23 protein-coding genes, 1 pseudogene and 3 riboswitches are annotated in these 24,771 nt (G+C 53.7%); of the genes and pseudogenes, 14 read left to right on the top strand and 10 right to left on the bottom strand.

Annotation, left to right across the window (positions count from 1 at the left end):
- Positions 1-4: 4 nt before the first annotated feature.
- From mtnK to NSQ51_RS04615, 3 genes are all read right to left on the bottom strand, one after another.
- A complete protein-coding gene (gene mtnK / locus NSQ51_RS04605) occupies positions 5-1,192 on the bottom strand; it encodes an S-methyl-5-thioribose kinase (protein WP_049624195.1) in 1,188 nt (395 codons plus the stop codon).
- 146 nt (positions 1,193-1,338) lie between these two features.
- A complete protein-coding gene (locus tag NSQ51_RS04610; protein ID WP_183084396.1) occupies positions 1,339-2,889 on the bottom strand; it encodes an IS1182 family transposase in 1,551 nt (516 codons plus the stop codon).
- A 184-nt stretch (positions 2,890-3,073) separates the two neighbouring features.
- A riboswitch (SAM riboswitch) is annotated at positions 3,074-3,242 on the bottom strand.
- 93 nt (positions 3,243-3,335) lie between these two features.
- A complete protein-coding gene (locus NSQ51_RS04615; RefSeq protein WP_033015815.1) occupies positions 3,336-4,151 on the bottom strand; it encodes a carbon-nitrogen family hydrolase in 816 nt (271 codons plus the stop codon).
- 96 nt (positions 4,152-4,247) lie between these two features.
- Between NSQ51_RS04615 and NSQ51_RS04620 the strand changes: the two genes are divergently transcribed.
- The 5 genes from NSQ51_RS04620 to NSQ51_RS04640 all read left to right on the top strand — a co-directional run bounded on the left by NSQ51_RS04620 (position 4,248) and on the right by NSQ51_RS04640 (position 8,850).
- Positions 4,248-5,423, top strand: a complete 1,176-nt coding sequence (locus NSQ51_RS04620) for a pyridoxal phosphate-dependent aminotransferase (protein ID WP_033015817.1) — start codon at positions 4,248-4,250, stop codon at positions 5,421-5,423.
- Between the two features lie 139 nt (positions 5,424-5,562).
- A riboswitch (SAM riboswitch) is annotated at positions 5,563-5,671 on the top strand.
- A 77-nt stretch (positions 5,672-5,748) separates the two neighbouring features.
- Positions 5,749-6,990 carry a 2,3-diketo-5-methylthiopentyl-1-phosphate enolase gene (gene mtnW / locus NSQ51_RS04625; RefSeq protein WP_033015834.1) on the top strand — a complete coding sequence of 414 codons (1,242 nt, stop codon included), beginning with the start codon at positions 5,749-5,751 and terminating at the stop codon, positions 6,988-6,990.
- Positions 6,987-7,649 (top strand): 2-hydroxy-3-keto-5-methylthiopentenyl-1-phosphate phosphatase, encoded by a 663-nt coding sequence (mtnX, locus tag NSQ51_RS04630; protein WP_049625077.1) that lies wholly within the window; start codon positions 6,987-6,989, stop codon positions 7,647-7,649. The genes mtnW and mtnX overlap by 4 nt, the downstream gene beginning before the upstream one ends.
- Entirely contained in the window at positions 7,646-8,278 is a 633-nt protein-coding gene (locus NSQ51_RS04635; RefSeq protein ID WP_015374252.1) for a methylthioribulose 1-phosphate dehydratase, read from the top strand. The genes mtnX and NSQ51_RS04635 overlap by 4 nt, the downstream gene beginning before the upstream one ends.
- 29 nt (positions 8,279-8,307) lie before the next feature.
- A complete protein-coding gene (locus tag NSQ51_RS04640; protein WP_033015827.1) occupies positions 8,308-8,850 on the top strand; it encodes a cupin domain-containing protein in 543 nt (180 codons plus the stop codon).
- 88 nt (positions 8,851-8,938) lie between these two features.
- On the opposite strand, the pseudogene NSQ51_RS04645 reads toward NSQ51_RS04640, so the two are convergent.
- A pseudogene (locus NSQ51_RS04645) lies at positions 8,939-9,672 on the bottom strand (ZIP family metal transporter).
- A 216-nt stretch (positions 9,673-9,888) separates the two neighbouring features.
- Between NSQ51_RS04645 and NSQ51_RS04650 the strand changes: the two are divergent.
- From NSQ51_RS04650 to NSQ51_RS04660, 3 genes are all read left to right on the top strand, one after another.
- Positions 9,889-10,338, top strand: coding sequence for a MarR family transcriptional regulator (locus NSQ51_RS04650; RefSeq protein WP_049625078.1), 450 nt, complete (start codon positions 9,889-9,891; stop codon positions 10,336-10,338).
- 180 nt (positions 10,339-10,518) lie between these two features.
- Complete coding sequence (locus NSQ51_RS04655; RefSeq protein WP_033013870.1) at positions 10,519-11,799, top strand: IS110 family transposase; 1,281 nt, start codon at positions 10,519-10,521, stop codon at positions 11,797-11,799.
- A 399-nt stretch (positions 11,800-12,198) separates the two neighbouring features.
- Positions 12,199-12,765: a phosphate propanoyltransferase gene (locus tag NSQ51_RS04660; protein WP_033006192.1), complete on the top strand. Its 567-nt coding sequence runs from the start codon at positions 12,199-12,201 to the stop codon at positions 12,763-12,765.
- A 61-nt stretch (positions 12,766-12,826) separates the two neighbouring features.
- Here the strand turns inward: NSQ51_RS04660 and NSQ51_RS04665 are convergent, their stop codons facing one another.
- The 4 genes from NSQ51_RS04665 to NSQ51_RS04680 form a co-directional block, all read right to left on the bottom strand.
- The gene (locus NSQ51_RS04665) at positions 12,827-13,219 is read right to left on the bottom strand and encodes a short-chain dehydrogenase (protein ID WP_259463352.1); all 393 of its coding nucleotides are present in this window, start codon (positions 13,217-13,219) and stop codon (positions 12,827-12,829) included.
- Between the two features lie 15 nt (positions 13,220-13,234).
- Positions 13,235-13,375 carry a hypothetical protein gene (locus tag NSQ51_RS04670; protein WP_230847097.1) on the bottom strand — a complete coding sequence of 47 codons (141 nt, stop codon included), beginning with the start codon at positions 13,373-13,375 and terminating at the stop codon, positions 13,235-13,237.
- Between the two features lie 18 nt (positions 13,376-13,393).
- A complete protein-coding gene (locus NSQ51_RS04675; protein WP_049625504.1) occupies positions 13,394-15,415 on the bottom strand; it encodes a S9 family peptidase in 2,022 nt (673 codons plus the stop codon).
- A 123-nt stretch (positions 15,416-15,538) separates the two neighbouring features.
- Positions 15,539-16,963: an amino acid permease gene (locus NSQ51_RS04680; protein WP_049625503.1), complete on the bottom strand. Its 1,425-nt coding sequence runs from the start codon at positions 16,961-16,963 to the stop codon at positions 15,539-15,541.
- Positions 16,964-17,038: 75 nt separating this feature from the next.
- Positions 17,039-17,219, bottom strand: a riboswitch (Lysine riboswitch).
- A gap of 248 nt (positions 17,220-17,467) precedes the next feature.
- Here NSQ51_RS04680 and NSQ51_RS04685 point away from each other — a divergent pair.
- The 6 genes from NSQ51_RS04685 (at position 17,468) to NSQ51_RS04710 (ending at position 23,725) form a co-directional block, all read left to right on the top strand.
- On the top strand, positions 17,468-18,601 hold the full coding sequence (locus tag NSQ51_RS04685; RefSeq protein WP_121678437.1) for an IS4 family transposase: 1,134 nt from the start codon (positions 17,468-17,470) through the stop codon (positions 18,599-18,601).
- Positions 18,602-18,746: 145 nt separating this feature from the next.
- Entirely contained in the window at positions 18,747-20,441 is a 1,695-nt protein-coding gene (locus tag NSQ51_RS04690; protein WP_049625073.1) for a M3 family oligoendopeptidase, read from the top strand.
- Positions 20,442-20,661: 220 nt separating this feature from the next.
- Complete coding sequence (locus tag NSQ51_RS04695; RefSeq protein WP_033015854.1) at positions 20,662-21,180, top strand: GNAT family N-acetyltransferase; 519 nt, start codon at positions 20,662-20,664, stop codon at positions 21,178-21,180.
- A gap of 129 nt (positions 21,181-21,309) precedes the next feature.
- Positions 21,310-22,038 (top strand): ABC transporter ATP-binding protein, encoded by a 729-nt coding sequence (locus tag NSQ51_RS04700; RefSeq protein ID WP_049625072.1) that lies wholly within the window; start codon positions 21,310-21,312, stop codon positions 22,036-22,038.
- Positions 22,035-23,060 carry an ABC transporter permease gene (locus tag NSQ51_RS04705; RefSeq protein WP_033015858.1) on the top strand — a complete coding sequence of 342 codons (1,026 nt, stop codon included), beginning with the start codon at positions 22,035-22,037 and terminating at the stop codon, positions 23,058-23,060. Before NSQ51_RS04700 ends, NSQ51_RS04705 begins: the two co-directional genes overlap by 4 nt.
- A gap of 11 nt (positions 23,061-23,071) precedes the next feature.
- Positions 23,072-23,725, top strand: coding sequence for a TetR/AcrR family transcriptional regulator (locus tag NSQ51_RS04710; protein WP_033015860.1), 654 nt, complete (start codon positions 23,072-23,074; stop codon positions 23,723-23,725).
- Positions 23,726-23,752: 27 nt separating this feature from the next.
- Here NSQ51_RS04710 and NSQ51_RS04715 read toward each other — a convergent pair whose 3' ends face one another.
- Both NSQ51_RS04715 and NSQ51_RS04720 read right to left on the bottom strand, forming a co-directional pair.
- Complete coding sequence (locus NSQ51_RS04715) at positions 23,753-24,172, bottom strand: DUF86 domain-containing protein (protein ID WP_014195290.1); 420 nt, start codon at positions 24,170-24,172, stop codon at positions 23,753-23,755.
- Positions 24,162-24,557: a nucleotidyltransferase domain-containing protein gene (locus tag NSQ51_RS04720; protein WP_031212949.1), complete on the bottom strand. Its 396-nt coding sequence runs from the start codon at positions 24,555-24,557 to the stop codon at positions 24,162-24,164. The genes NSQ51_RS04715 and NSQ51_RS04720 overlap by 11 nt, the downstream gene beginning before the upstream one ends.
- Positions 24,558-24,771: the final 214 nt, after the last annotated feature.

Below are 24,771 nucleotides of genomic sequence, written 5' to 3' on the forward strand. Positions count from 1 at the left end.
GTTACTATTCGGTTTCTGCAAACACTCGGCGGAAGCCGTCCGTTCCGGTCAGCTCGTTGCGCTCGACAATTAGGCGGCGGCCGAGGCGGAGCGCGTGTCGTTTGGCGGCAAGGCGGGCTTTTTTCTGCTCGATGCCGTCAAGGTCGGCCACATGGGCGAGGCCGATCGTCCGGCGGATGACTTCGCAGCCGGCAAAGCCGACAGCATCGATGAACGCATGCCGGAGCACTTCGTCAAGCAAGCCCGGTGTTGCGGCGTACGTCTCGATGCTTTTGGTGCGCCAAAGCTCCGAGAATATGGACGCAAAGACGTCCCAGGTCCGGTCGATGTGATCAAAGAGCGGTTGGCGCTCAACGTCAGGGCGGGACAACGCATTTAACAGCAAGTTGGCGAAAAACTGTCCAAGGTCAAAGCCGATCGGGCCGTAAAAAGCGAATTCCGGGTCGATTACTTTCGTTTCGTCGGTGCTTGCGAAAATGCTGCCGGTATGCAAATCGCCATGCAGAAGCACATCGGCTTCGGTTAAAAACTTGCGCTTCAACTTCGCCGCTTCCAAACGGAGGCGGTCGTCATTCCAAAGCGTTTCGACGTCCGGCCGCAGCTCGTCTTCGAAGTTGTTCGTGTCATGGTCGAAAAATGGATCGGTGAAGACGAGATCTTCGGTGATTTTGCACAGCTCCGGATTGACGAAGCTTTGCGCCAATTTCTTTTTCTCTTGCTGGTTCATGCCGAAATCGGATGTGTAAAACGCTGTTTTGGCGATAAATTCGCCGATATGCCGGGACAAAAGCGGAAATGTTTTCCCTTCGATCAACCCTTTGCGGGCGATTTGCAGACGGGACAAGTCTTCCATCACGGTAATGGCAAGCGATTCGTCAGAATAGTAGACGTTCGGCACGTATTGCGGTACATAGCTGGCAAACGTGCGCAACGCGTTGCTTTCAATAACCGCGCGCTTTAACGTGAGCGGCCAGCTTTCGCCGACGACTTTCGCGTACGGGAGCGCCTGTTTGATGATGACGCCTTGCTTCGTTTCCTGATCGACGATATGAAAGACTAAGTTTAAGTTTCCGTCGCCGATTTCGCGGCACACAAGCGGCGCCCCGTCTCGGAATAGGCCGAGGCGGACGGCGAGGGCGGTCGCTTTTTGTTCGGTGAGCGGTTCGTAAACAGTGGATTGGACAATCGTCATTTTCACGTTCCCCCTTTAGGTTTTGGCAAATGAAAAAGGGGCTGACCCAAAAGTCCGCCAAAAAGCGGACTTTTGGAGTCAGCCCTCTCTGGTTTTTGTATATTTTACCAAACGGAACAAAATTCCGACTCTGTTCTCCCCCTCATTTACGCCACCAAGGACAATTGCTTGTCCCTAGCGGCTTTTTTGAGAAGATTGTGGGCAGCACAAACCAGCCCCCATTCGATGGAAACTTTTTGGAGGCCTCGCAGGACAAAGCGACGAAACCCGCGATTTTGTTTGATTTGCCCAAATACACTCTCAATGTCGGTTTGGCGTTGGCGGTATCGGGCTTGCCCTTCTTCACTCTCCAACCGTTCGCGGGCTTTCTGTTTTTGTTCATGATAGATGGGGTTCCATTGCGTGGTTCGTCCATACTTGGAAGTCGTGCAGGCCGAACGGAACGGACATCCTTCGCATTCATGGCATTGGTAGTGTCGGGTGACCGAGGTGTATCCTGATTCCGTGGTCTGTTTCGAAGTTCCGGTGCGAACCAGCTTTTTCCCATTGGCGCAAATCCAAACGTCTTCTTCTTCCACATAGGTCCAATTCTGCTGATGATGCGGATTTTTCTTGACCTTGCGCGTGTTCTCCTTCTCATACGTATGGTACTTGATCAAGGCCGATATGTGCTTCTCTTCCAGCTTCACGTAGTTCTCTTCCGAGCCATAAGCCGCGTCAGCGATCAAACGTTCGGGTTCCACGCCGTACTTCTCTCGAACGGTCTCCAAATGCGGGAGAAGACAACGAGTGTCGCCCGGCCTCTGATGAAGGGAATACCCCAAAATAAATTGGCCGGAAGAACCCACCTGTACGTTATAGGCCGGCTTGAGCTGGCCGTTTCGCATGTGATCCTCCTTCAACCGCATGAAGGTGGCATCCACATCGGTCTTGGAATAGCTGTTGCGATCCCCGCATACATGGAGTTGGTGTTCATACTTTTCACTGCGGGGCAAGTAGTCCTCCTTCATCTTCTTGATGGCCTTCTTCAACGGTTGGTTGTCCGGCTCGGCCTCCAACCGTTTTTCCCACTCCTCGGTTTTCTTTCGGATTTCTTCTGACGTAAAGGCCGGCGAAGGGTCGATGTCTTCCGCCTTTTCTTCTTCCACGATCGCCTCGATCTGGGCAATCAGCCGATCGACATTGGCTTGGAGTTTCTCCTGGTACTTCTCAGCCGATTTGCGCCAAACGAAGGTGTACCGGTTGGCATTCGCTTCAATTTTCGTTCCATCCACAAAATAATCTTCCATCTTGACATAGCCGTCGGCCACGAGCAGCGTGATCATTTCCCGGAACAGGTCGTCAATCAGGTCTTTCATCCGCTCCGAACGAAACCGATTGATGGAGCGGAAGTCCGGCTTTTGAAATCCACTTAGCCACATGAGGGGAAGGTGGACTTCGAGCTGCCGTGCAATCTCACGGCCATGATACATTTTTTGGGTGTAAGCGTAAAGGAGAATTTTGGTCATCATTTTCGGATGATAGGCGGAGGCGCCCCCTCCTTTGTAGTAAGCAAGAAACGTCTCCATCGGGATGCGTTCAACCATCTCATGAACCACGTGGGCCATGTTATCCCGTGGAATGAGATCGGCGATGTTGCTTGGCAAAGAGAGGTTGTCCATGGTATACTCTTTAAAGGAAATATGATCATGTTTCATAAAAGAATCGCCCTTCTTTCGGTGGTAGTGGTTTTGGTGACTCTATTCTACCAGAAAAAAGGGCGATTCTTCTATATTTGAGGCAAAAAAGTGGGGGCTGATCCCAAAACGCATTCGCGTTTTGGGTCAGCCCCTTGCCTCTTTCGCATACGGAAAGAGGCTTGAAGATGCATCGTCTTCGCGCCTCTTATCTTTCAGAAAGACATCGGTCTTTCTGTTGGACTTAGCACCGTGCCCTGCGGAAGCGGTTCGCTTCCGGCGCCGCCTTTGGCGTGCGCCCTATCTCACGATAGCATTACGGTCGGTTGCTGGGCTTCATTGGGCCAATTCCCTCAGCCAACTCTTGATAAGAGTACCGATCTAGCTATTAAGTTTTTGCAATTTTCACGATGTTAACAATCGTTTGGTTGCTTGATTCGAATGATACAGGTTGGGCTGGCGGATTGTCAATACGTTTTGAAAAATTTTTTTGCCGCCTCTTCATAATCGTGCGGCCGGCGGTCGGCAAACACCGGGATGCGTGCGCGGACGTCCGCAACGAGCGAGGGATCGATGTCGGCCGAGAGAATGCCCGGCTTCTCGTCCGCCTCGGCGATAATTTCGCCCCACGGGTCGATGATGAGCGAATGGCCGGCGAACACGTTGTTCGGGTCTCGTCCGGCCCGATTGCAAGCGACGACATAGCATTGGTTTTCAATCGCCCGCGCCATCAGGAGCGTCCGCCAATGGTGAAGGCGGGGAAGCGGCCATTCGGCGACGACAAACAGCACTTCCGCTCCGGCCAACGCATGGGCGCGAATCCACTCCGGAAATCGGATGTCATAGCAAATGACCCCAGCGCACGGCAGCCCGTCAAGCGAGAACAAGCCTGGCTCGTTTCCCGGCTGCAAATACAAATGTTCATCCATCAATTGGAACAGGTGAAGCTTGCTGTATTCGCCGACGATTTGGCCATGGCGGTTGGCCACGATCATCGTGTTTGTCACGCCGGCGGCTGTTTTTTTGGCGACCGAACCGGCGACGAAATGGACGCCGTACGTTTGCGCCAATCGGGAAGCGAGCGCCTTCGCCCGTTCGGCGCCTTCGTCGGCAATTTCATCCAGGCGCGTCAAATCGTAGCCGGTCGTCCATAACTCTGGCAGCACGATGATGTCAGCGCCGTCTTTGGCAGCGGATTCCACGGCCTGTTCGGCTTGCTGTTCGTTTTTTGCTGGATCGCCAAATGCAATGTCAAGCTGCAGGCAGGCGATGCGGATCGTCATGAGCGTTCACCTCGGAAAAAATTTTCTTTACATTTTGCTTTTAACGATATATGATGTTGCACTAGAATTTCAAGAATGTTTGAGAAGGTGTGGACGATGACGATCGAATTTCCCTTTTCCGAACTGCTTGAACAGCTGCCGAAGCAGTTTTTCGCCTCGCTCGTGGCGAAAGTCGGTGCGAAGATCAAGGCGGGTTATGATGTGATCAACTTAGGGCAGGGCAATCCGGATCAGCCGACGCCAAAGCATATCGTCGAGGCGATGCAGCGGGCGGCGGCCAATCCGAAATACCATAAATATTCGCCGTTTCAAGGCTACTCGTTTTTGAAAAAAGCCGTAGCGGCGTTTTACGCGCGCGAGTACGGGGTGACGATCGACCCGGCCCGCGAGGTCGCCATCTTGTTCGGCGGCAAAGCCGGGCTTGTCGAGCTGCCGCTTTGCCTCGTCAACCCGGGCGATGTCGTGCTCGTCCCGGACCCGGGTTATCCGGACTATTGGTCGGGAATCGCGCTCGCCCGCGCGCGGATGGAAATGATGCCGCTTGTCGCGGAGAATGAGTTTCTGCCGGATTATTCGGCCATTCCCAGGGCGGCGGCCGACCGGGCGAAACTGATGTTTTTAAACTATCCGAACAACCCGACCGGCGCGACGGCGACGAAGGAGTTTTTTGCTGAAACGGTGGCATTTGCGGAAAAGTACGGCATAGCCGTTGTGCATGATTTTGCCTATGGCGCGATCGGCTTTGACGGCCAAAAGCCGGTCAGCTTTCTAGAAGTGGACGGGGCGAAAGACATTGGCGTTGAAATCTACACGTTCTCGAAAACGTACAATATGGCCGGCTGGCGCGTGGCGTTCGCTGTCGGCAATGAGCGGATCATCCGTGCCATTGAGTTGTTGCAAGATCATTTGTACGTCAGCTTGTTCGGCGCCGTCCAAGAAGCGGCGGCAGCTGCGCTCCTCGGCCCGCAAGACTGCGTCGCGGAGCTCGTTGCCTTGTACGAGGCGCGCCGCAATACGTTTATTCATGCTTTGCGCGCGATCGGATGGGAAGCGCCGGCGCCGTCTGGATCATTTTTCGCCTGGCTTCCGTTGCCAAAAGGCGCATCATCCGCCGAATTTGCCGATCTGTTGCTTGAGCGGGCGCACGTCGCCGTCGCCCCAGGCATCGGTTTTGGAAAACACGGCGAAGGGTATGTGCGCGTTGGATTGTTGACCGATGAAGCGCGGCTTCGCGAAGCGGCGGAGCGGATCGGCCGGCTCGGATTGTTTTGAAAAAAAGAGCGGCAATGAACCGTTGACGGGACAACGTTGACCAGGCTATTTTAAAAAAATGATTGACAACGGTGGCAAAGGCTGTCATAATTCAAAGTAAATTTGCCAATCGTTTGACAAGTGCATAAACGAGCAGGCTTTCTTATCAAGAGCAGGCGGAGGGACGAGCCCAATGAAGCCCGGCAACCGGCTTGGCGCACGCTAAGCACGGTGCTAATTCTTGCAGCGGAAACGCTGGGAGATAAGAAGAGCGCCATGAATGAATGACGCCTCTTCTTAGGAAGGGGCTTTTTTATTTCGCCATATATTGAAAGAGGGATGGACGATGAGTGCAGTCATTGCGACGTATTTGCTTCATGATGAACACGATATTCGCCAAAAAGCGGAAGGAATCGCGCTCGGCTTGACAGTCGGCACATGGACCGACTTGCCGCAGCTAGAGCAAGACCAGCTTCGCAAGCATAAAGGGGAAGTCGTTGCGATCGAAGAGCTTGGCGAGAGCGAGCGGGTAAACGCCTATTTCGGCAAGCGGTTGAAGCGGGCAATCGTCAAAATCGCTTACCCGACCGTCAACTTCAGCGCCGATTTGCCAGCATTGTTGGTGACGACGTTCGGCAAGCTGTCGCTTGACGGGGAAGTGCGGTTGCTTGATTTGGAATTTCCGGAAGAATGGAAGCGGCAGTTTCCGGGGCCGCGCTTTGGCATCGCCGGCATTCGCGAAAAGGTCGGAGTGTACGACCGCCCGCTGTTGATGAGCATTTTCAAGGGCATCGTTGGCCGCGATTTGGCGTATTTGACATCAGAGTTGAAAAAGCAAGCGCTTGGCGGCGTTGACTTGGTCAAAGATGACGAAATTTTGTTTGACAGCGATCGTCTGCCATTTGCGAAGCGCATTACAGAAGGCAAAGCGGCGCTCGAAGAGGTGTACGAACAAACAGGCAAGCGGACGCTGTATGCCGTCAACTTGACCGGCAAAACGTTTGAACTGAAAGAAAAAGCGAAACGGGCGGCTGAGCTTGGCGCCGATGTGCTGTTGTTCAACGTGTTCGCCTATGGATTGGACGTCCTACAAGGGTTGCGGGAAGATGAAGAGATTTCCGTTCCGATCATGGCCCACCCGGCGTTCAGCGGCGCGATCACGCCGTCGGAGTTTTACGGCGTCGCCCCGTCGCTCTTGCTTGGAAAGCTTTTGCGGCTTGCCGGCGCCGACTTTGTTCTGTTCCCGTCGCCGTACGGCAGCGTCGCCTTGGAGCGCGAGCAGGCGCTTGGCATCGCCCGGGCGCTGACCGATGAACAAGAGCCGTTTGCCCGGGCGTTTCCAGTGCCATCGGCCGGCATCCATCCGGGCTTGGTGCCGCTCCTTGTCCGCGATTTTGGCCTTGACAGCGTCGTCAACGCCGGCGGCGGCATCCACGGCCACCCGGACGGGGCGATCGGCGGCGGAAAGGCGTTTCGCGCCGCCATCGACGCAGCGCTGGTCGGCCGTCCGCTTCGTGAAGCGGCGAAAGACAACGAGGCGCTGCAAAAGGCGATCGACCGCTGGGGCGCTATTGAGGTGGAAGCATGACGAAACAACTCGTTCTTTTTTGCGATTTTGACGGCACGATCACGGAAAACGACAACATCATCGCGATTATGAAACAGTTCGCCCCGCCGGAGTGGGAGGCACTAAAGGACGACATTCTCGCCCAGCGCATCTCCGTTCAGGAAGGCGTCGGAAAAATGTTTTCGCTTCTTCCGTCAGCGCTGAAAGGGGAGATTGTTGACTTTTTGCTTAGCACCGCCCGCTTGCGCGAAGGGTTCCGCGAGTTTGTCGCATGGACAAAAGAGCAAAGCATCCCGCTCTATATCGTGAGCGGCGGCATCGACTTTTTCGTCTATCCGCTGCTTGAAGGGCTCATTGAACCAGAGCGGATTTTTTGCAACGGCTCCGATTTCAGCGGTGAGACGATCTGCATCACATGGCCGCATGCATGTGACAGCCGGTGCCAAAACGGCTGCGGCTGCTGCAAGCCGTCGCTATTGCGCAGGCTTGCCCGCCCGGACGGGTATCACGTCGTCATCGGCGATTCGATCACCGACTTGGCGGTGGCCAGGCAAGCCGACTATGTGCTGGCGCGCGATTTTCTGCTTGAAAAATGTCAAGAGCTTGACCTGCCGCACGCGCCATTTGCGACGTTTTTTGACGTGATGGATGCGTTGCAGCGAATGGAGGTGATCGTATGAGCATCGTCGTGAAAAAGTGGAACGAGCTTGCGGAAGTGAAAGCCGAGCTCGCCGCCCGCGATTGGTTTTTCGCAACAAGCGGCAATTTGTCGATCAAAGTGACGGACGACCCGTTGACGTTTTTGGTGACAGCGAGCGGCAAGGATAAGCGGAAGCAAACGGATGAGGACTTCTTGCTCGTTGACGCTGCTGGCCGACCAGCGGAGAAAACACATTTAAAGCCATCAGCGGAGACGCTGCTGCATGTGGAAATTTACAACCGCACAAACGCCGGTTGCGTCTTGCACGTTCATACCGTGGACAACAATTTGATTTCTGAACTGTATGCGTCAAACGGGGAAGCAGTCTTTTCCGGCCAGGAAATCATCAAGGCGTTTGGCATTTGGGAAGAAAACGCCGCAGTGCGCATCCCGATCATTAACAATGACGCCGACATCCCGACGCTGGCTCGGGAGTTTGCGAACCATGTTCATGGCGACGCCGGCGCCGTGTTGATCCACAACCACGGCATTACCGTCTGGGGACGAACGGCGTTTGAAGCGAAAAAACATTTGGAAGCGTGGGAGTTTTTGTTCAGCTGGCAGGTGAAGCGGCTGCTTTTGCAACGAGCCGGCCTGCCGGTTGGTTAATATACATCTTTTAGAAGGGGGATTTTGACATGGCCGTCATCAAAGTGAGAAAAACAGGTGAAGTGATTACAGGAGAGGAGAATGTGCGCGCCTTTTTAAACAGCCAAGGCGTCCTGTACGAGCATTGGGACATTGCCAAACTGCCGGAGCATTTGCGCGACAAATACGTGCTCACCGATGAAGAGAAAAATGAAATTTTGGCGGCGTTCAAAGATGAAATTGAAGACTTGGCGGCGCGCCGCGGCTACAAAACATGGGATATCGTCGCTCTGTCCGATGCGACGCCGAACTTGGATGAACTGCTGAAAAAATTTGAACAAGTGCACATCCATACGGAAGACGAAGTGCGCGCCATTACGGCCGGCCATGGCATTTTCATTATCAAAGGCGACAAAGAGACCGGCTATTTTGACGTCGAGCTGGAAGCCGGCGATGTCATTTCCGTGCCGGAAGGGAATCCGCACTACTTTACGCTCATGGACGACCGCCAAGTCGTAGCCGTCCGCCTGTTCATCAACCCGTCCGGTTGGGTCGCCCATCCGTATGAAGAGAAAGAAGAGGCTGTCCAATAATGAGAACACCCCGTTGCCAGGCAAGGCAGCGGGGTGTTTCGTTCTGTATGGAGAGGAGCGCTTGCCTCGATGACGTAAGGAGAGACCGCTAAAACGATTCGGTTAACAAAATCATAAACAAAATGCCGATAATAAAGGCGTACGTCGAGATCCGTTCGTTGCCGTCGCCATGGCTTTCGGGAATGAGCTCTTTGTAAATGATGAACAGCATCGCCCCGGCGGCAAACGCTAACCCGTATGGAACGAGGCCGCGGAAGAGAGAGGTTAAATAAAAGCCGAGCAAAGACGTCACAATTTCGACCGCGCCGGTTAACGTGGCAATGACAAACGCTTTAAAGCGGCCAATCTGCTGATTGACTAAAAACAAGGCGACCAAAAATCCTTCCGGCGCGTTTTGCAAGCCGATGGCCAATGCGATCAAATTGCCGATTTGCGAAGCGCCGTCTGAGGCGTAGCTCACCCGACTGACAGCCCTTCGGGGAGATTGTGCATCGCAATGGCGGCGATGATGAGCATCGCCTTTTCGTCGAATTGCAAGCCGCTTTTCGTATGCTCCAAGTCGATATGGGGGACGGTCATCTCAAGCAACGTTAACACGAGCACCCCCGCCGCCAATCCGATGGCGAGCGCCTCAAAACCGCCGGACCGCAGGGTCTCGGGAATAAGACTTGTCATCGAGGCCGCCATCATAATGCCGGCTGAAAACGCGAGGAGTACATCGCGCCAGCGGTGGGTGAGCGATTTGGCCATAAACAAAATCGGCACAGCGCCAAGTCCGGTCGATAAGGCGGACAGCACACTGCCGGTCAATACCCCGTTCATCCAATTCCCCCTTCATCAGCCTTTATTTTTTCATATACGCTGTTTCCACAAATGTGACAATCGCCCAAGCGCTGCCCTATAACAAAATTATCATAGCGAAAGGAACGGCCGCTGGCGAGAAAAATGGACCAGCGCCTGGCAAAAACGGTTGCCTGCCTGTTTGCTGTTCAAGTATAATGCAAGTAAGAAATGGTTAAATGCAAAGGGTTGGATGGCATGGAACAAAAAAAGCAAGAACTCGAGCAATCGCTAAAGTTGTTTATCGTATTGTCGCGGGCTTACCGCGCCGTAAGCGACCAAGTGAACAAATCAATCCACTCATTCGGGGTCAATCCGACCGAATTTGCCGTGTTAGAATTGTTATACCATAAAGGGGATCAGCCGCTCCAGCAAATTGGCGAAAAAATTTTGCTGGCGAGCGGGAGCATCACCTACGTCATTGACAAACTGGAAAACAAAGGATTGATCGTCCGCCGCGCCTGCGAAAAGGACCGGCGCGTCACGTACGCGTCCATTACAGAAGAGGGGCGGCGGTTTATTGAGCGCGTATTTCCCGAGTATGCGGAAAAAATTCACGAAACGGTTTCGGCGCTGACGGCGGCAGAAAAAGAGCAGGCGATTGCGCTGCTGAAAAAATTAGGATATGGGGCAAAAACAAGGGGCTGACGCGAGGTCGGCCTCTTTAATTTTGCCGGAAATGGATACGTTATATAAAGAACATACCATAGCCAGCAAAAAAGGAGCATTCCCGTTAGGAGCTTTTCCGGGGACTTGATCAAAAAAAGCCCTCTTGGTATGATGCAGGGGTGTCAACCACATCACTCACCATACCAAGGAGGACTTCAGATGAATTGTACACAAAACTATAAAATTGATCAAGTTACGGAACAAACGCTTGTCGTGGGCATCGATATCGCGAAACGAACCCACTACGCCTGCTTCGTGGATGACCGGGGGCGCGTGCTTCGCAAGTCGTTCCCGATCTTCCAGTCGAAAGAGGGGTTTCAGCAGCTGTATAAAGCGATTCAGGAGGCGATGCAAGCGTTTGGGAAGTCAGAGGTGATCGTCGCGGTGGAGCCGACCGGGCACTACTGGTTGAACCTGGCCTACTTCCTCGAGGAGCACGGGATCCCGTTGGTCATGGTCAACCCGGCGCATGTGTGCCGGTCGAAAGAACTCGATGACAACCTGCCGACGAAACACGACGCCAAAGACGCCCTGGTCATTGCCAGACTGGCAAAAGACGGACGATTCCTCGTTCCCCGGCTGCTGCACGAGATCGAAGCCGATTTGCGCGTGGGAAGCACGCTCAAAGAGAAGCTCCGCAAGGAACAGACGGCGGTGAAAAACGCGATCGTCCGCTGGACGGATCGGTATTTTCCAGAGTTTTGGACCGTGTTTCGTGACTTGGGGAAAACGGCGCTTTCGGTGTTGGAGTGGACGCCGCTTCCGGCTGATATGGCCGGTCGGACCGCCGAGGAGCTCATCGAGGTGTACCGGCAAAGCAAAGGGATGAAATGCCCGCAGAAGGCCAAAATTCAGGCGTTGATCAACACCGCGAAGGACTCGATTGGGGTGACGGAAGGGACAGCGATGGCCCGGTTTGAGATCGCCGCGCTCGTCCGCCGATACCGCCAATTGGAGGCGGAGATCGCTGCACTGGACGCCGAGTTGAAGGCATTGGTTCAAACGACGATGGAGTACCAATGGTTGAAAACGGTCGACGGGTTGGGAGACGCCACGATCATCGATCTGCTGGCGGAGATCGGCAGCTTCGCCCATTATCGGGACCCGCGCCAATTGGTGAAGTTGGCGGGCCTGACGCTCAAGGAGAACTCCTCCGGCCAGCGCAAAGGGCAAAAGCACATCTCCAAACGGGGACGGAAACGGTTGCGCTCGGTGCTGTTTCGGGCGATGATTCCGCTGATTCGGCATAACGAGGCGTTTCGCGAGCTGCATGAGTATTATACGACCCGATCCGTCAATCCGCTGACCGGAAAGCAGTCCATCGTCGCCTTGTGCCGGAAGCTGTTGAATGTGCTGTTTGCGATTTGTACGAAGAAACAAGCGTTTGACGCGGAGCGAATGAAACAGGACGTCTTGTCCCAGGTGCAACGGGCGGCCTAAGGCCTCCCCCTGCGAACGGAAGAATCGTTGGACAACGAGATGACACCGGAGAAGCTGGCGTGATTTCATCCATTCGACCTTGAGTCCCTAAAGGAGCTTGGCCGGCCTCCGCCTGATGACGAGACCGAACGAGGGAATGTTGGCGCGAAGACGCCCGGAGACATGGGAGGGTTCGTCCTCATCAGCGACGCGGAGATCCAAAGGGTGCATCGAATATGCTTCCCCCCACGGCAGGAAAATATCCCCAGCCGTGGCCGCGAAGCGCACCCTAGGTCTGTAAGATATCCACAAAACTGAAAAAGGATGTAAGGGATTTTGTCGAAAAATATTTTTTGGACACCCCTGAGGGGCCGAAAAGCCTTGATACATCAACATTTCTAGAGGGAGAGATCACCATTGATGGTTCCAGTAGGGGTATCGAATCGCCACATTCATTTATCAAAAGAACACATGGCGGCGCTGTTTGGCGAAGGCGCCGAGCTGACGGTGCTCAAGCCGTTGTCGCAGCCTGGCCAGTTCGCCGCCAAGGAAACGGTGACGGTCGAAGGGCCGAAAGGGAAAATTGAAAACGTCCGCGTCCTCGGACCGGTCCGTTCGCTCACCCAGCTTGAAATTTCGAAAACCGACAGCTTCAAGCTCGGCGTCGCGCCCCCGGTCCGCTTATCCGGCGATATTGACGGAACGCCGGGCATTACGATTCACGGGCCGAAGGGGACGGTGACCGTCGACAAAGGGGTGATCATTGCCAAGCGTCACATTCATATGACGCCGAAAGATGCCGAGACGTTTGGCGTCCGCGATAAACAAGTTGTGAAAGTGAAAACGCAAGGGGAGCGGGCGCTCATTTTTGACGAAGTGATCGTCCGCGTCAGCGAAGATTTTGCGTTAGATATGCACATTGACACCGATGAAGCGAACGCGGCCGGCTTGAAAACGGGCGATTATGTCGAACTGCTTCCATCGTGAAACCATCCGCGCCAAAGGCGGACAAAGCACCCTCTCGGTACAAACGAGAGGGCGCTTCCCATTAATGCGGCCGCTTCTTCTCTGATGCTAGTGTGCCGACAAGATGAAACGGCGCATCACGCTGAATGGCGTCAATGACGCCGCTGCTGATTTCTTGATGGGTGAGCCAACGCGTGCTGTGCTCTTCGATCACGAAGCCAAGCTGAATTTGCCGGTACAGGCAAGCGGAAGACAAATGGAGTTCCCGCTTTGCCTCGGCCGGATGGGCCCGGCTGCCGGGCACGTGGAACAGACGCCAAGGACCGGGATGTCTGCTATTTTCCCGGATGATGGTCGGAAACGCCTGTTTCCCGTCGCTGTGCACCCATGCGACAACAAGGTCGAAGGCTCTGTTTTCATTGATTGTTTGGTGAATCAAGGAACATAGTACATCATGATCGCGATAATCGACCAAAAGCGGGGTAATGGCCTAAAGATGTGCGGCGCGGGCGATGAGCCGTTCCATCCGTTCCCTGTTCCGGGCGACGATGGATATATGGTACCCTTCTCGCACGAGCCAAAGCGACACGTCGGTTAACATGCCTGTCCCACCGATGACGAGTGCGTACATGGTGGTTCTCCTTTCGGATTAATGCGATGCTCCTTTCAAATAGCGGTCAAACCAGTCGACGATATGGCGAAGACGCTCAAGCCGAAGAGCAGGGTTGCCGGTGCGCGACAAATCGTGGTTGGCGTCCGGAAAGCGGACGAGCTTTGTTTCCCGCCCGAGCTGCTTTAAGGCGACAAACAGCTGTTCGGCCTGCTCAATTGGGCAGCGGTAATCGCGTTCGCTGTGCAAAATCAAAAGCGGTGTGCGCATGTGTTTGACGTATTTGAGCGGCGAATGATGCCAAAGCCGCTCAGCGTCTTCCCAAACGTCGCAGCCGACTTCCCATTTCGTGAAAAAGTAGCCGATGTCGCTCACGCCAGAGAAGCTGAGCCAGTTGGAAATCGAACGTTGAGTGACAGCCGCTTTGAATCGGTCGGTATGCCCAACGATCCAGTTCGTCATAAATCCGCCGTAGCTGCCGCCGGTGACGCCAAGCCGTTCTTTGTCAATAAAGTCGAACTTGCTGATGGCGGCGTCGACGCCAGCCATAATGTCTTCATAATCCATGCCGCCATAGTCGCCGCGCACCGCATTGACAAACGACTGGCCGTATCCGTGGCTGCCGCGCGGGTTCGTAAACAGCACGGCATAACCGGATGAAGCGAGCAGCTGCAATTCATGGAAAAACGTAAATCCATACATCGCATGCGGCCCGCCGTGAATTTCGACGACAAGCGGCGCCTTTTCCCCTTCGTCAAGCTCAGGCGGTTTCATGATCCAGCCTTGAATCTCCAAACCGTCCGCCGATCGATACGTAAACGGTTCGGCATCGGCGAACACCACTTCGTTTTCGAGCGCTTCATTGGCACGCGTAAGCCGCGTTTTCGTTCCATCGGCAAGCGAGACCGCATATAAATCGCCAACGGACGTAGGCGAGCTGATGGCGGCGATGGCTTGCTGTTCACTTGGGTGGATGGCTAAACCGTATAAATGGAAGTTGCCTTCGATCACCGGAACGATCGGGCCGGCGAGCGAGACGAAATACAAGTTGACGCGTCCGCGCTCCAAGGCGGTGACATACAGGCCGCTTCCGTCGCTCGCCCAAATTGGTCCCGGCCCTTTCGCATCAGCGTGTGTGTCGCCGACCATGGCATCGCCGAGATGGACATCCCAATCGGCGGTCAACACCCGCTTCGTTCCACGCTCCGGCTCAAAGACGTAAAGCCGGTGAAGCGTAGCCCCGAGATAAGCAAGATCATGGCCGATGGCGGCGAGCTTCGTTCCGTCCGGCGACCAGGCGAGCGAAGCGAATGTGCCGCATCCGTTCGTCAAGTTCGTTTCCGCTTTCGATTCGAGATCAAGCAAAACAATGTCGCGCGTAAAGGTTGTGTCCGGATCCTCGTTTCGGTTGGCGACAAAGGCGAGCGTCCGTCCGTTTGGCGAAATCGCAAACGAACCGATTTCCTCCTCGCGGCCCGTCAACGCTTCGCTTTTTCCTGACAGCACATCGATGCGCGTGAGCACCGCCCGTTTGCCGTCAAGAAAACCCGACGCGTCTGATTTGTAATACAGCCGCTCGACCACGCGCGGTTTCAGGTCGGCTCGCTTCACTTCTACCTTTTCCGGTTCTTCGCGGTCTTCAATCGTTTCATCATCGCCAAGCGTCGTTAGGGTGATGAGAAACGTCCCGTCCGGCGACCAAACGTAATCGCGCACACCGTTTTTGAAAAACGTCAGTTGGCGAGCCTCACCGCCATTGGCGGGCAAAAGCCAAAGCTGTGTGCGTCCGGAGCGGTCAGATAAAAAGGCGATTATTTCACCTCTTGGGGAAAAACGCGGCTTCATGTCGCGCCAGCGGCCGAACGTCCATTGACGGACGGAGCCGTCTGCCGCCCATATCCATAAATGGGAGCGGTATTGTTTTTCCTCATCAATCGATTTTTCCACAAACACGGCGCGCGTCCCGTCCGGCGCGTAGTGCGGGTCGCGCACCGAGCGGAGGCGAAGCAAATCTTCCGCCGTTATGCCGCGGCGTTTTGTCGGTTGTTCGTTGTTGTTCATCAGTTGGCCCCCTCTTTCTTTTAAGTAAAATGGAACTACATTGTATATTTCGTCTTCCGAAAGACAAGATCCTGCCTAAAACAGAAAAAACGAACGCCCCCATAATGGACGTTCGCTTTTTGGCTATGCCGATAATTTTTGTTTTTCTTTCGCCTGCTGTGCCGCTTTTTTTACTTGCGGATAGAAGATTAGGCCGCTAGCGAGCAGGACAACACCGAGTAGGAAGGTTTTGATGTCTGCCGTGCCAGCGATAACGACCCAGATCGAATACACCGTCGCTAAGGCCGCAATGATTCCGTCAACCATCCGCTCGCGCGCCTCCATGTACGTTTCGCCGGTGAGCGTGAGTTTCAACTGAAAGACGGAAGAGATCAAATACGGGATGAGGTAGGCGAGCGTAGCGATGTAAATGACAAAATCGAACGCTACCGCCATCGAATGGGAAATGGTCGAGAAAATGAACAGCTGGGCTAATGCATTCGATAGCGTCAACGAGAAGCTTGGCACGTTTTTCTTGTTTTCTCTCAAAAAGGCCGGCAGAAACAGCCCTTGTTTCGCCGCCTGGTACGGCACCTCAGCGCTCAGCAAGATCCAGCCGAGCGTCGAGCCGAGCAGGCTAATGAGCCCAAGACCAGCCAACACGTAGCCGCCCGCCGGTCCGACGATGGCAATGATGGCATCAACGAGCGGTTTTTCCGATTGAATCAGTTCGCGTTGCGGCAAGACGCCCATCACCAAAAAGCTGATGCCGATGTAAATGGCTAAGGCGATGAGCAGGCCGGCGATCGTCGCCCGTTTTACGTCCGCTTGTTTGCGCGCGCGGGAAGCGAACACCATCGCCGATTCAACGCCGACAAACGCCCAGAGTGTCGATAACGCGGCGTTGTTGATTTGTCCAAGCAAACCGATCGGCTGTCCGTCTCCGTCATAACGCGGGGCATCAAGCGGGCCGATGACCGCTTTGTCAAAGGCAAACAAGGCGATGACGATAAATAGGAAAAAGCCAAGCACTTTGGCCGCGGTGGCGACAAAATTCAGCTTGCCAGCGCCTTCTACACCGCGCAAAATGATGATATGCATCCCCCAAAGAAGCGCCGTGCAGACGAGAAAGGTAAGCAAATTCCCAAGCTTTAGCGTAAACGAGCCCATCGTGAGAACGGTTTTGTCGCTCGTTAATACAGGGAAAAATGTCGACAAGTAGCTCGCAAACGTCGTGATGATGGCGACGTTGCCGGCAAAGTTGCCGACCCAGTAGCCCCACGATGACATAAATCCCGATAAAATCGAGAGATTGGAGCCTTTCGGAAACAGCTCCTTCGCGTAAATTTGCGGTCCGCCGCCTAAGTCGGGCTTGCGGATTGCCAAGTTGCCGAAAACAAGCGCCGTCATGAGAACGCCGGCTCCGGTCAGCAGCCAGGCGAGCATCACGCCGATGGGGCTCGAAGCCTCCGCCAACGAGCGCGGCAGCATGAAAATGCCGGAACCAACCATATTGCCCACGACAAGCGCGGTTAACACCCAAATGCCAAGTTTTCGTTGCTGATCCAAGGTCAAAACGCTCCTTTCAAAAAAAAAAGAAAGCACCCGCGCCTCTTCAGCGGGTGCATGATTCGCATCCAACTGAATGGCGATAGCGCTCCATCGCCCAAGGGCGATGGCAGTCCTGCGCCTGTTCGGACGCAGGCCCAGCTTGCGCCGCCGGAGCGCGCCGCAAACTTCGGCGGTGAACCCTTTCCCGCTGCATCATCGACCGCTCCGAGCCTCGACAGCGCTACTTTTGTTCACCGCAACCTCTATCCCATTGAAGTGGAGAGGGGGTATATCGTTGTCGACATTATATTACTCAATTCAACAAAAAACGTCAATTCAATTCAACAAAAAACGTCAATATGTTTTTGGAAAATGTATATGATGCAAAGGTTGCGAAATATGAGTGAAATGATTAGTATCAGGCGTGTTGATTATCCAATAAAATCCAAAGGGTATAGAAAAAAGAGCACCTTTCCTGTAGAATGTGAGTAGCAACACAAACAAACCCAGGAGGTGCTCTCTATGAACAAGCATACCACACTCCCGAATTTGATGCAAAAACTTGTTTCGGATGAAGAGATTCAACTGATTGCCGAAGCGGTTGGGTATCGTGATTCGTCTCGAACCTTTACGTTGCGCGAGTTGATTCACTTCTTCCTGCTGGCCGCCATGCATCAATGGAAAAGCTTTCGCCACGGAGCCGATGTGGGGCCTCTGTATGGATTGCCGCGATTCCATTATTCAACTGTATCCAAGAAAGCGAAAGAAGTTCCCTATGACATCATGAAACGCTTGTTGGCGTTGATCATTTCCAAGTGCAACCGCCAAACCCGCCGTTCGCTTCGGTTTCCCAAACCGCTTCGGGTGGTGGATTCGACGACCGTCACGGTCGGGAAAAACCGCCTCCCATGGGCTCCGTATCACGGCGAACGCGCCGGAGTGAAGCTGCACGTCGCGTATTCGCCGGAATCCTCGTTGCCGGCAGACGTGGTGGAAACCATCGGACTGCGTCATGATGGCCCGGTGGGAGAACAGTTGACGAACGCTCAACAAGTGCTGGTGGAAGACCGGGCGTATTTCAAAATCGAACGCCTCGATCGATTTGTGGAGCAGCATCAGCTCTTTGTCATTCGGATGAAGGACAACATCGAACTTCATCAGAAAAAAAGCTTGAACCGCCTTCCGAGCGCATCTTCATCGGTTCAAGCCGACTTCACGTGCCAGTTGGGAACGAAACAATACCGCTCCACCAAGCGTCACCGGGTAGTGATCTTTCGAGATGCGAATGGCCGCGACATTCGGGTCGTGACGAACCTCTTCCATGCGTCTGCGGAAACCATTGCCGACATGTACCAACAACGTTGGACTGTTGAGATCTTTTTCCGTTGGGTGAAGCAATATCTGAATGTCCCGACCTTGTTTGGCACGACGGAAAATGCGGTATACAACCAACTGTTTGCGGCGTTCATCGCGTATGTGTTGCTGCGATGGCTGTATGATCAAACCAAAAAACGGACGAACGTCTCTCTTTCCTTCATTTCGTTTGTTCGCCGTTTTTTCTCTGGGCAGCTTCCTCTCGATTGGAAATCCGGGATGGCCGCTGCTTTGTTTGAGTATGCCCAAATTTATGGAAGGCGTATGTCTAATTTTGGATAATCAACACTCGTGGATTAGTATAATTTGTGGTGATGAACCCAGAGAATGGGAAATCGAGAAGGATTTTGAGGATTCATGGCGAATAAACAGTAGATCGGCTGAGTGATGAAAAAATATAAAAATGAAAGGAAAGAAGGGACAGAGCATGAAGTTTTCCGAATTTCGTTACGAGCGGCCGGACATCGCTCAATTGCAAGCATCGTTTCAAGAAGCGCTTGATTCGTTCCGCCGCGCCGGGAGCGCCGCCTTGCAACACGAGGCGATGAAGCGGATCAATGAGCTGCGCCGCCGCTACAGCACGATGGCGAACCTTTGCCATATTCGCCATACGATCGATACAAACGATGAGTTCTATAAGAAAGAACAAGACTTTTTCGATGAAACGGAGCCGATCGTCAAGGGGCTTGTCAACGATTATTACCGCGCGCTTGTTTCCTCGCCGTTCCGCGCTGAATTGGAACAAGTATGGGGGAAACAGCTGTTTGCGTTGGCGGAAACGCAACTGAAAACATACGCGCCGGCGATTGTAGAGGACTTGCAAAAAGAAAACAAGCTGGCCAGCGAATATACGAAGCTCATCGCATCGGCGAAAATCATGTTTGAAGGAGAGGAGCGGACGCTCGCCCAGCTGCAGCCGTTTGTCGGGTCGCCGGACCGCACGATGCGCCAACGGGCGAGCGAAGCGCGGTTTTCGTTTTTCACGGACCACGAAAAAGAGCTCGATGAGCTGTATGATGAGCTCGTCCACGTCCGCACAGCGATCGCCCGGAAGCTTGGGTTCAAAAACTTTGTTGAGCTCGGCTATGCCCGTTTAGGCCGGACCGATTACAATGCCGATATGGTCGCAGGCTACCGCCGGCAAGTGAAAACGCACATCGTCCCACTCGCAGCAAAGCTGCGCGAGCGCCAGCGGCAGCGGATTCAGGTCGACCGGCTTACATATTATGATGAGCCGTTCATGTTTCCGAGCGGCAACCCGGCGCCAAAAGGGGACGCCGCTTGGATTGTTGACAACGGCCGGCGCATGTATGAAGAGCTGTCGCCGGAAACCGGCGAGTTTTTCCGCTATATGGTCGAACACGAATTGATGGACCTCGTCGCCAAAAAAGGGAAGGCGGGCGGCGGCTATTGCACGTATATCGATGATTACAAGGCGCCGTTTATTTTCTCGAACTTTACCGGCACATCCGGCGACATTGACGTATTGACCCATGAAGCCGGACATGCGTTCCAAGTGTATGAAAGCCGTCATTACGACATTCCGGAATACAACTGGCCGACGCTTGAGGCGTGTGAAATCCATTCGATGAGCATGGAATTTTTCACATGGCCGTGGATGGAGCTCTTTTTCGGCGAAGACGCCGACAAATACCGGTTCGCCCATTTGAGCGACGCACTTTTGTTTTTGCCGTACGGCGTTGCGGTCGATGAATTTCAGCACGCTGTCTACGAGAACCCGGATATGACGCCGGCTGAGCGGAAGAGTGTCTGGCGCAACATCGAAAAAGCGTATTTGCCGACAAGAGACTACGCCGGCCATGACTACCTTGAGCGCGGCGGGTTTTGGCAGCGGCAAGGGCATATTTACACCGATCCGTTTTATTACATCGATTACACCCTTGCGCAAGTGTGCGCGTTCCAGTTTTGGAAGCGGGCGCAGGAAGACCGGGAATCAGCCTGGCGCGACTATGTGGCGCTTTGCCGATTGGGCGGCAGCCGGCCGTTTACTGAGCTCGTCAAAAGCGCCAACCTAAAGTCGCCGTTTGCTGACGGGGCGGTCGCTTCGGTCGTCGGCCATATCGAGCGGTGGTTGGACAGCGTCGATGACAAAGCCTTGTAAAAAGAAGCAAAGAAGGCGGGCGGGAACAGCACCGCCCTGCTTTTCTTTATCATCTCGCGCCGAGAAGACCCCCACTTCCACGTGTTGGGCGGGGATGGCTTGGTTGACAGCCTGCTGTGGGGCGGGTGTTTCCAACAATCTCTCACCTCAAAGCTCAAGCGTAGGTGGGAGAGCGTTCAATTTGAAAACTTCTATCAAACTGGGGAAAAGGGGGAAAACGATGATCCGTAAAGCCACATGGGTCGACGCACTGGCCATCGCTTCGGTCCACGTCGAAAGTTGGAAGACGACGTACAGCGGCATCGTGCCGGACGCGTACTTGGAGACGTTGGCAGTGGGAGAAAAACAAACGTTATGGGAGAAGGTGCTCCGCCAATCGGACCATTCCGTGTTTGTCGCCGAGGAAAACGGACGCGTCGTTGGATTCGTCTCCGGCGGACCAAATCGGGCAGCCGACGGTCTGATAGCGAAGTATGACGGGGAGCTGTATGCGATTTATTTGCTTAAAGAGGTGCAAGGAAAAGGGCTCGGCCGGCAGCTCGTGCAAGCGCTCGTCGGCGATTTGACGCAAAAAGGCATTCATTCGCTGGTCGTCTGGGTGCTTGCCGACAATCCGTCACGCGGTTTTTACGAACGGCTTGGCGGTGAAAAACTGGCCGAGGAAAGGGTGGAAATCGGTGGAAAAGCATTATGGGAGTGGTGCTACGGCTGGCAAGACATGCAAACGATGAACGAGTAGAGGGGCTGCCGACAGTTCGGCAGCTCAAAAAATTTGTTTTGTGAGTGATTACTCACTTTACAAAAAGGTTTATCTTTTTTATACTATATATGAGTGATTACTCACTACTATGCAAAAGGGAGAAAAGCAATGACCGCCAATCCATGTATTCAAGTCGAGCGTGTCTCCAAGCGGTTTGGAAAAAAAGTAGTCATCGACGATGTGTCGTTGGAAGTCCAGACGGGGGAAATATTCGGCCTGCTCGGCCCGTCGGGGGCGGGCAAGACGACGTTGGTGCGCATGATCGCCGGCATTGATGCGGCGAGCGAAGGGACGATTCGCGTGCTCGGCGTGAATATGCCCAATCTTGGCGCCATGAAGCGGATCGGCTTTATGGCCCAGTCGGATGCCCTGTACGGAGAATTGACTGCGCTGGAGAACATGCAATTTTTTGCTTCCATCTACGGGTTGCGAGGGAAAAAACAAAAGGAGCGGATCGATGACATGTTGGCGCTTGTCAACTTAACGAATGATCGAAAAAAGCTGGTGCACCAATATTCAGGAGGGATGAAACGTCGGTTGTCGCTGGCGATCGCCTTGCTTCATGAACCGGACGTGCTTATTTTGGATGAGCCGACGGTCGGCATCGATCCGTTGCTGCGCCAATCGATTTGGGCGGAGCTTGAGCGGATTCGCCAGCGCGGCACAACCATTGTCGTCACGACCCATGTGATGGATGAAGCGGAAAAGTGCGGGCGGCTTGGCATGATTCGCGAAGGCCGTCTGATCGCCGTCGGCCGCCCGGATGAATTGAAACAGGAAGCAGGCGCGGAAACGATTGAGCAAGCGTTTTTGACGTTTGGAGGTGTCCGTCGATGAGAGTGTTGGCCATTGTCGTCCGCATCATCCGCCAGTTTTTCCGCGACAAGCGCACGCTGGCGCTCATGATTGTCGCGCCGATGTTCGTCTTGTTGTTAATGGATTTGGTGTTTAATGGCGAAGAATACAAACCAGCCATTGCCGTCAGCGAACACGTGCCTGAGGTGGTTGTTGACAAGTTGAAAGAAGCAGGAGCGAACGTGAAAGAGCTGTCAGCAAAACAAGCGCGAAAGCAGCTGGACGATCAAGACATTGACGCGTGGCTTGACATGAGCGGAAGCGCTCCGCACCTTACGCTGGAAGGAAGCGACCCGACGGCCAATCAGGCGGTGATGGTCGCGGTGCAAAAGGCGTTTCAGTCCATGGCGCCCAAGCCCCCGTTTCAGCTGAAAACAACGTATTGGCACGGATCAAGCGACATGGCGTCATTTGATTATTTCGGCCCCGTGCTGATCGGCTTTTTCGTCTTCTTTTTTGTCTTTTTGATTGCTGGAGTGTCATTTTTGCGCGAGCGGACGAACGGGACGCTCGAGCGGCTGATGGCGACGCCGCTCAGGCGCTGGGAAATGGTCGCCGGCTACATGATCGGGTTCGGATTGTTTACGACGATTCAGGCAAGCTTAATTTCATGGTTTGCCATTGATGTGCTCGACATGATGATGGAAGGTTCGTTCGGGTATGTGCTGCTCATTACGTTTTTGTTGGCGATGACGGCGCTTGCGCTTGGGATGCTGCTGTCGGCGTTCGCCAACAACGAGCTGCAAATGGTGCAGTTTATCCCGCTTGTCGTCGTGCCGCAAGTGTTTTTCTCGGGTTTGTTCAATCTCGACACGATGGAACAATGGCTTCGTTCCTTAAGCGTCATCATGCCGCTCACCTACGGGGCGGATGCGCTGCGCGATATTATGGTGCGCGGAGAAGGTTTTAGCGCCATCGCCGTGGATGTGTACGTGCTGCTTGGCTTTACGATGCTGTTTATGCTATTAAATGTAGTAGCATTGAAAAAATACCGCAAGCTGTAAGGAGTAGAGTCATGAGCGAGCATTCATGGATTCAGGAATTGCTGCAAATCGGCGGCAAGGAAGGGCAGTTCAGTGAAAAGCAGCTGAAAATTTTGGAAGCCGCAGTGGAAATGTTTGCCGAAAAAGGCTATGCGGCGACTTCCACGAGTGAAATCGCCAAAAAGGCCGGGGTGGCGGAAGGGACGATCTTCCGCCATTATAAGACGAAAAAAGATTTATTGCTGGCCATCGTCACGCCGACGTTGTTTCATTCCGTCGCCCCGTTTTTGGCGAAAGAATTCGTCCGCGAAGTGTTTGACAACGAATATGAGACGTACGAACAGTTTTTGCGCGCGGTGCTCGCCAACCGCTACACCTTTGTGAAAACGTATTTGCCGGCGATTCGCGTGCTTTGGCAGGAGGTTGCCTTTCATTCCGAGATTAAACAGTGCTTTCAACGCGTGTTTACCGAGCACGTGTATCCAAAATTCGCCCGCATTGTCCGCCATTTTCAAGAAAAAGGTGAGTTGGCCGAGCTGCCGGTCGATTCGGTCATCCGCTTGACGATCACATCGCTCGCCGGCTTTTTGGCCGCCCGCTTTCTCCTTTTGCCTGACCACAACTGGGACGATGAGGCGGAAATGGAACGGACGATTCACGTGTTGATGAACGGTCTGCGGCGCTAACCGGCCGGCTTCCGCGTGGGAGCCGGCCTAGCTGTTTTTCTTAGCATAATCGAGGATGGCTTTCGTAAATTGTTTGAAATCATCAAGATGGTGTTCGACGATGGCTTGCAAGATGCCAAGGTTCAGTTGTTGATAGTCGTGAACGGCGATGTTGCGGAATCCGACCATCGCCTTCATCTTTTTGCTTATGGAAGGGGAGATGACCCCATGTTCTTCGAGGAGAGCGAATGCATCGCGGCTATGCTGCGGCAATCCGAATTTCTGCTCGGCCACAATATGCATGGCCAAATCGATGCATGCCTCGCACGCCCGCTGTAAATTCAGAACGATCGAATCTTGTTTTGTGTAATTTTGTAAATTTTTTGGATCGCCGTTATATTCTTCACGAATTCGTTTCAGGCAGCGTTCGATCACGCTGATCTTGTTTAAAATGACATCACTTTTCATATATGCTCCCGCTTTCCGTAATTTGTTTTAACACCGGTGCTCTCTCTTCGTTTAGTTTCACATACATTTTCAATGTTTTCATTTCGAACTCAGCCCGTTTCCGCTCGTCGCGGCAATCAATGGCTTTTCCCGTCGAGACGACTTGCGCTTGAAACACCGTGCTGGCTTGGCGCAAATCGACAAGATCGACATCTCGCCCTAACTTGTCAGCCAAATGCCCCGCGAGCCGAAACAGCTCATACGGATCATGCGGTTCGCCGTCGCTGACAAAGGCGATATCGACATCACTGTCCGGGCGCATCGCCCCACGGGCGGCTGAACCGAACAGGTAGATGACGAACGGGTGAAGAGCCGGGCGGAGCGTCTGAATGATGATCGTCTCCATTTCGTTTGGCAATCGCGATGCCCCCTTGCGTTTTTCTTCATTATAGCAAAATCTTAATAGCAAAATCTTATTGTTCTTGGCGAAAAGATGGAAAAAGAAAAAGGGATGGCGATGATGCGCCAATCCCTCTGAGCGAAAGAAGCAGGGGATGATTGATTCATTTCCTCCTTACATACAAACTTCGGGGCGGCTCTTTTTGCTGCTCTTCCCTAAA

This window comes from Geobacillus sp. FSL K6-0789, from assembly GCF_038593135.1.
GTDB lineage: Bacteria > Bacillota > Bacilli > Bacillales > Anoxybacillaceae > Geobacillus > Geobacillus stearothermophilus.

What these genes read in the sequence shown, in the direction of transcription:
- NSQ51_RS04650 (WP_049625078.1), top strand. Translation starts at nt 9,889, where the DNA reads ATGGAACAAAAAAAGCAAGAACTCGAGCAATCGCTAAAGTTGTTTATC.
- NSQ51_RS04715 (WP_014195290.1), bottom strand. Translation starts at nt 24,172, where the DNA reads ATGAAAAGTGATGTCATTTTAAACAAGATCAGCGTGATCGAACGCTGC.
- NSQ51_RS04670 (WP_230847097.1), bottom strand. Translation starts at nt 13,375, where the DNA reads ATGTACGCACTCGTCATCGGTGGGACAGGCATGTTAACCGACGTGTCG.
- NSQ51_RS04660 (WP_033006192.1), top strand. Translation starts at nt 12,199, where the DNA reads ATGGTTCCAGTAGGGGTATCGAATCGCCACATTCATTTATCAAAAGAA.
- NSQ51_RS04685 (WP_121678437.1), top strand. Translation starts at nt 17,468, where the DNA reads ATGAACAAGCATACCACACTCCCGAATTTGATGCAAAAACTTGTTTCG.
- mtnK (WP_049624195.1), bottom strand. Translation starts at nt 1,192, where the DNA reads ATGACGATTGTCCAATCCACTGTTTACGAACCGCTCACCGAACAAAAA.
- mtnX (WP_049625077.1), top strand. Translation starts at nt 6,987, where the DNA reads ATGACGAAACAACTCGTTCTTTTTTGCGATTTTGACGGCACGATCACG.
- NSQ51_RS04620 (WP_033015817.1), top strand. Translation starts at nt 4,248, where the DNA reads ATGACGATCGAATTTCCCTTTTCCGAACTGCTTGAACAGCTGCCGAAG.
- NSQ51_RS04720 (WP_031212949.1), bottom strand. Translation starts at nt 24,557, where the DNA reads ATGGAGACGATCATCATTCAGACGCTCCGCCCGGCTCTTCACCCGTTC.
- NSQ51_RS04640 (WP_033015827.1), top strand. Translation starts at nt 8,308, where the DNA reads ATGGCCGTCATCAAAGTGAGAAAAACAGGTGAAGTGATTACAGGAGAG.
- NSQ51_RS04695 (WP_033015854.1), top strand. Translation starts at nt 20,662, where the DNA reads ATGATCCGTAAAGCCACATGGGTCGACGCACTGGCCATCGCTTCGGTC.
- NSQ51_RS04635 (WP_015374252.1), top strand. Translation starts at nt 7,646, where the DNA reads ATGAGCATCGTCGTGAAAAAGTGGAACGAGCTTGCGGAAGTGAAAGCC.
- NSQ51_RS04675 (WP_049625504.1), bottom strand. Translation starts at nt 15,415, where the DNA reads ATGAACAACAACGAACAACCGACAAAACGCCGCGGCATAACGGCGGAA.
- NSQ51_RS04615 (WP_033015815.1), bottom strand. Translation starts at nt 4,151, where the DNA reads ATGACGATCCGCATCGCCTGCCTGCAGCTTGACATTGCATTTGGCGAT.
- NSQ51_RS04700 (WP_049625072.1), top strand. Translation starts at nt 21,310, where the DNA reads ATGACCGCCAATCCATGTATTCAAGTCGAGCGTGTCTCCAAGCGGTTT.
- NSQ51_RS04655 (WP_033013870.1), top strand. Translation starts at nt 10,519, where the DNA reads ATGAATTGTACACAAAACTATAAAATTGATCAAGTTACGGAACAAACG.
- NSQ51_RS04710 (WP_033015860.1), top strand. Translation starts at nt 23,072, where the DNA reads ATGAGCGAGCATTCATGGATTCAGGAATTGCTGCAAATCGGCGGCAAG.
- NSQ51_RS04690 (WP_049625073.1), top strand. Translation starts at nt 18,747, where the DNA reads ATGAAGTTTTCCGAATTTCGTTACGAGCGGCCGGACATCGCTCAATTG.
- NSQ51_RS04610 (WP_183084396.1), bottom strand. Translation starts at nt 2,889, where the DNA reads ATGAAACATGATCATATTTCCTTTAAAGAGTATACCATGGACAACCTC.
- mtnW (WP_033015834.1), top strand. Translation starts at nt 5,749, where the DNA reads ATGAGTGCAGTCATTGCGACGTATTTGCTTCATGATGAACACGATATT.
- NSQ51_RS04705 (WP_033015858.1), top strand. Translation starts at nt 22,035, where the DNA reads ATGAGAGTGTTGGCCATTGTCGTCCGCATCATCCGCCAGTTTTTCCGC.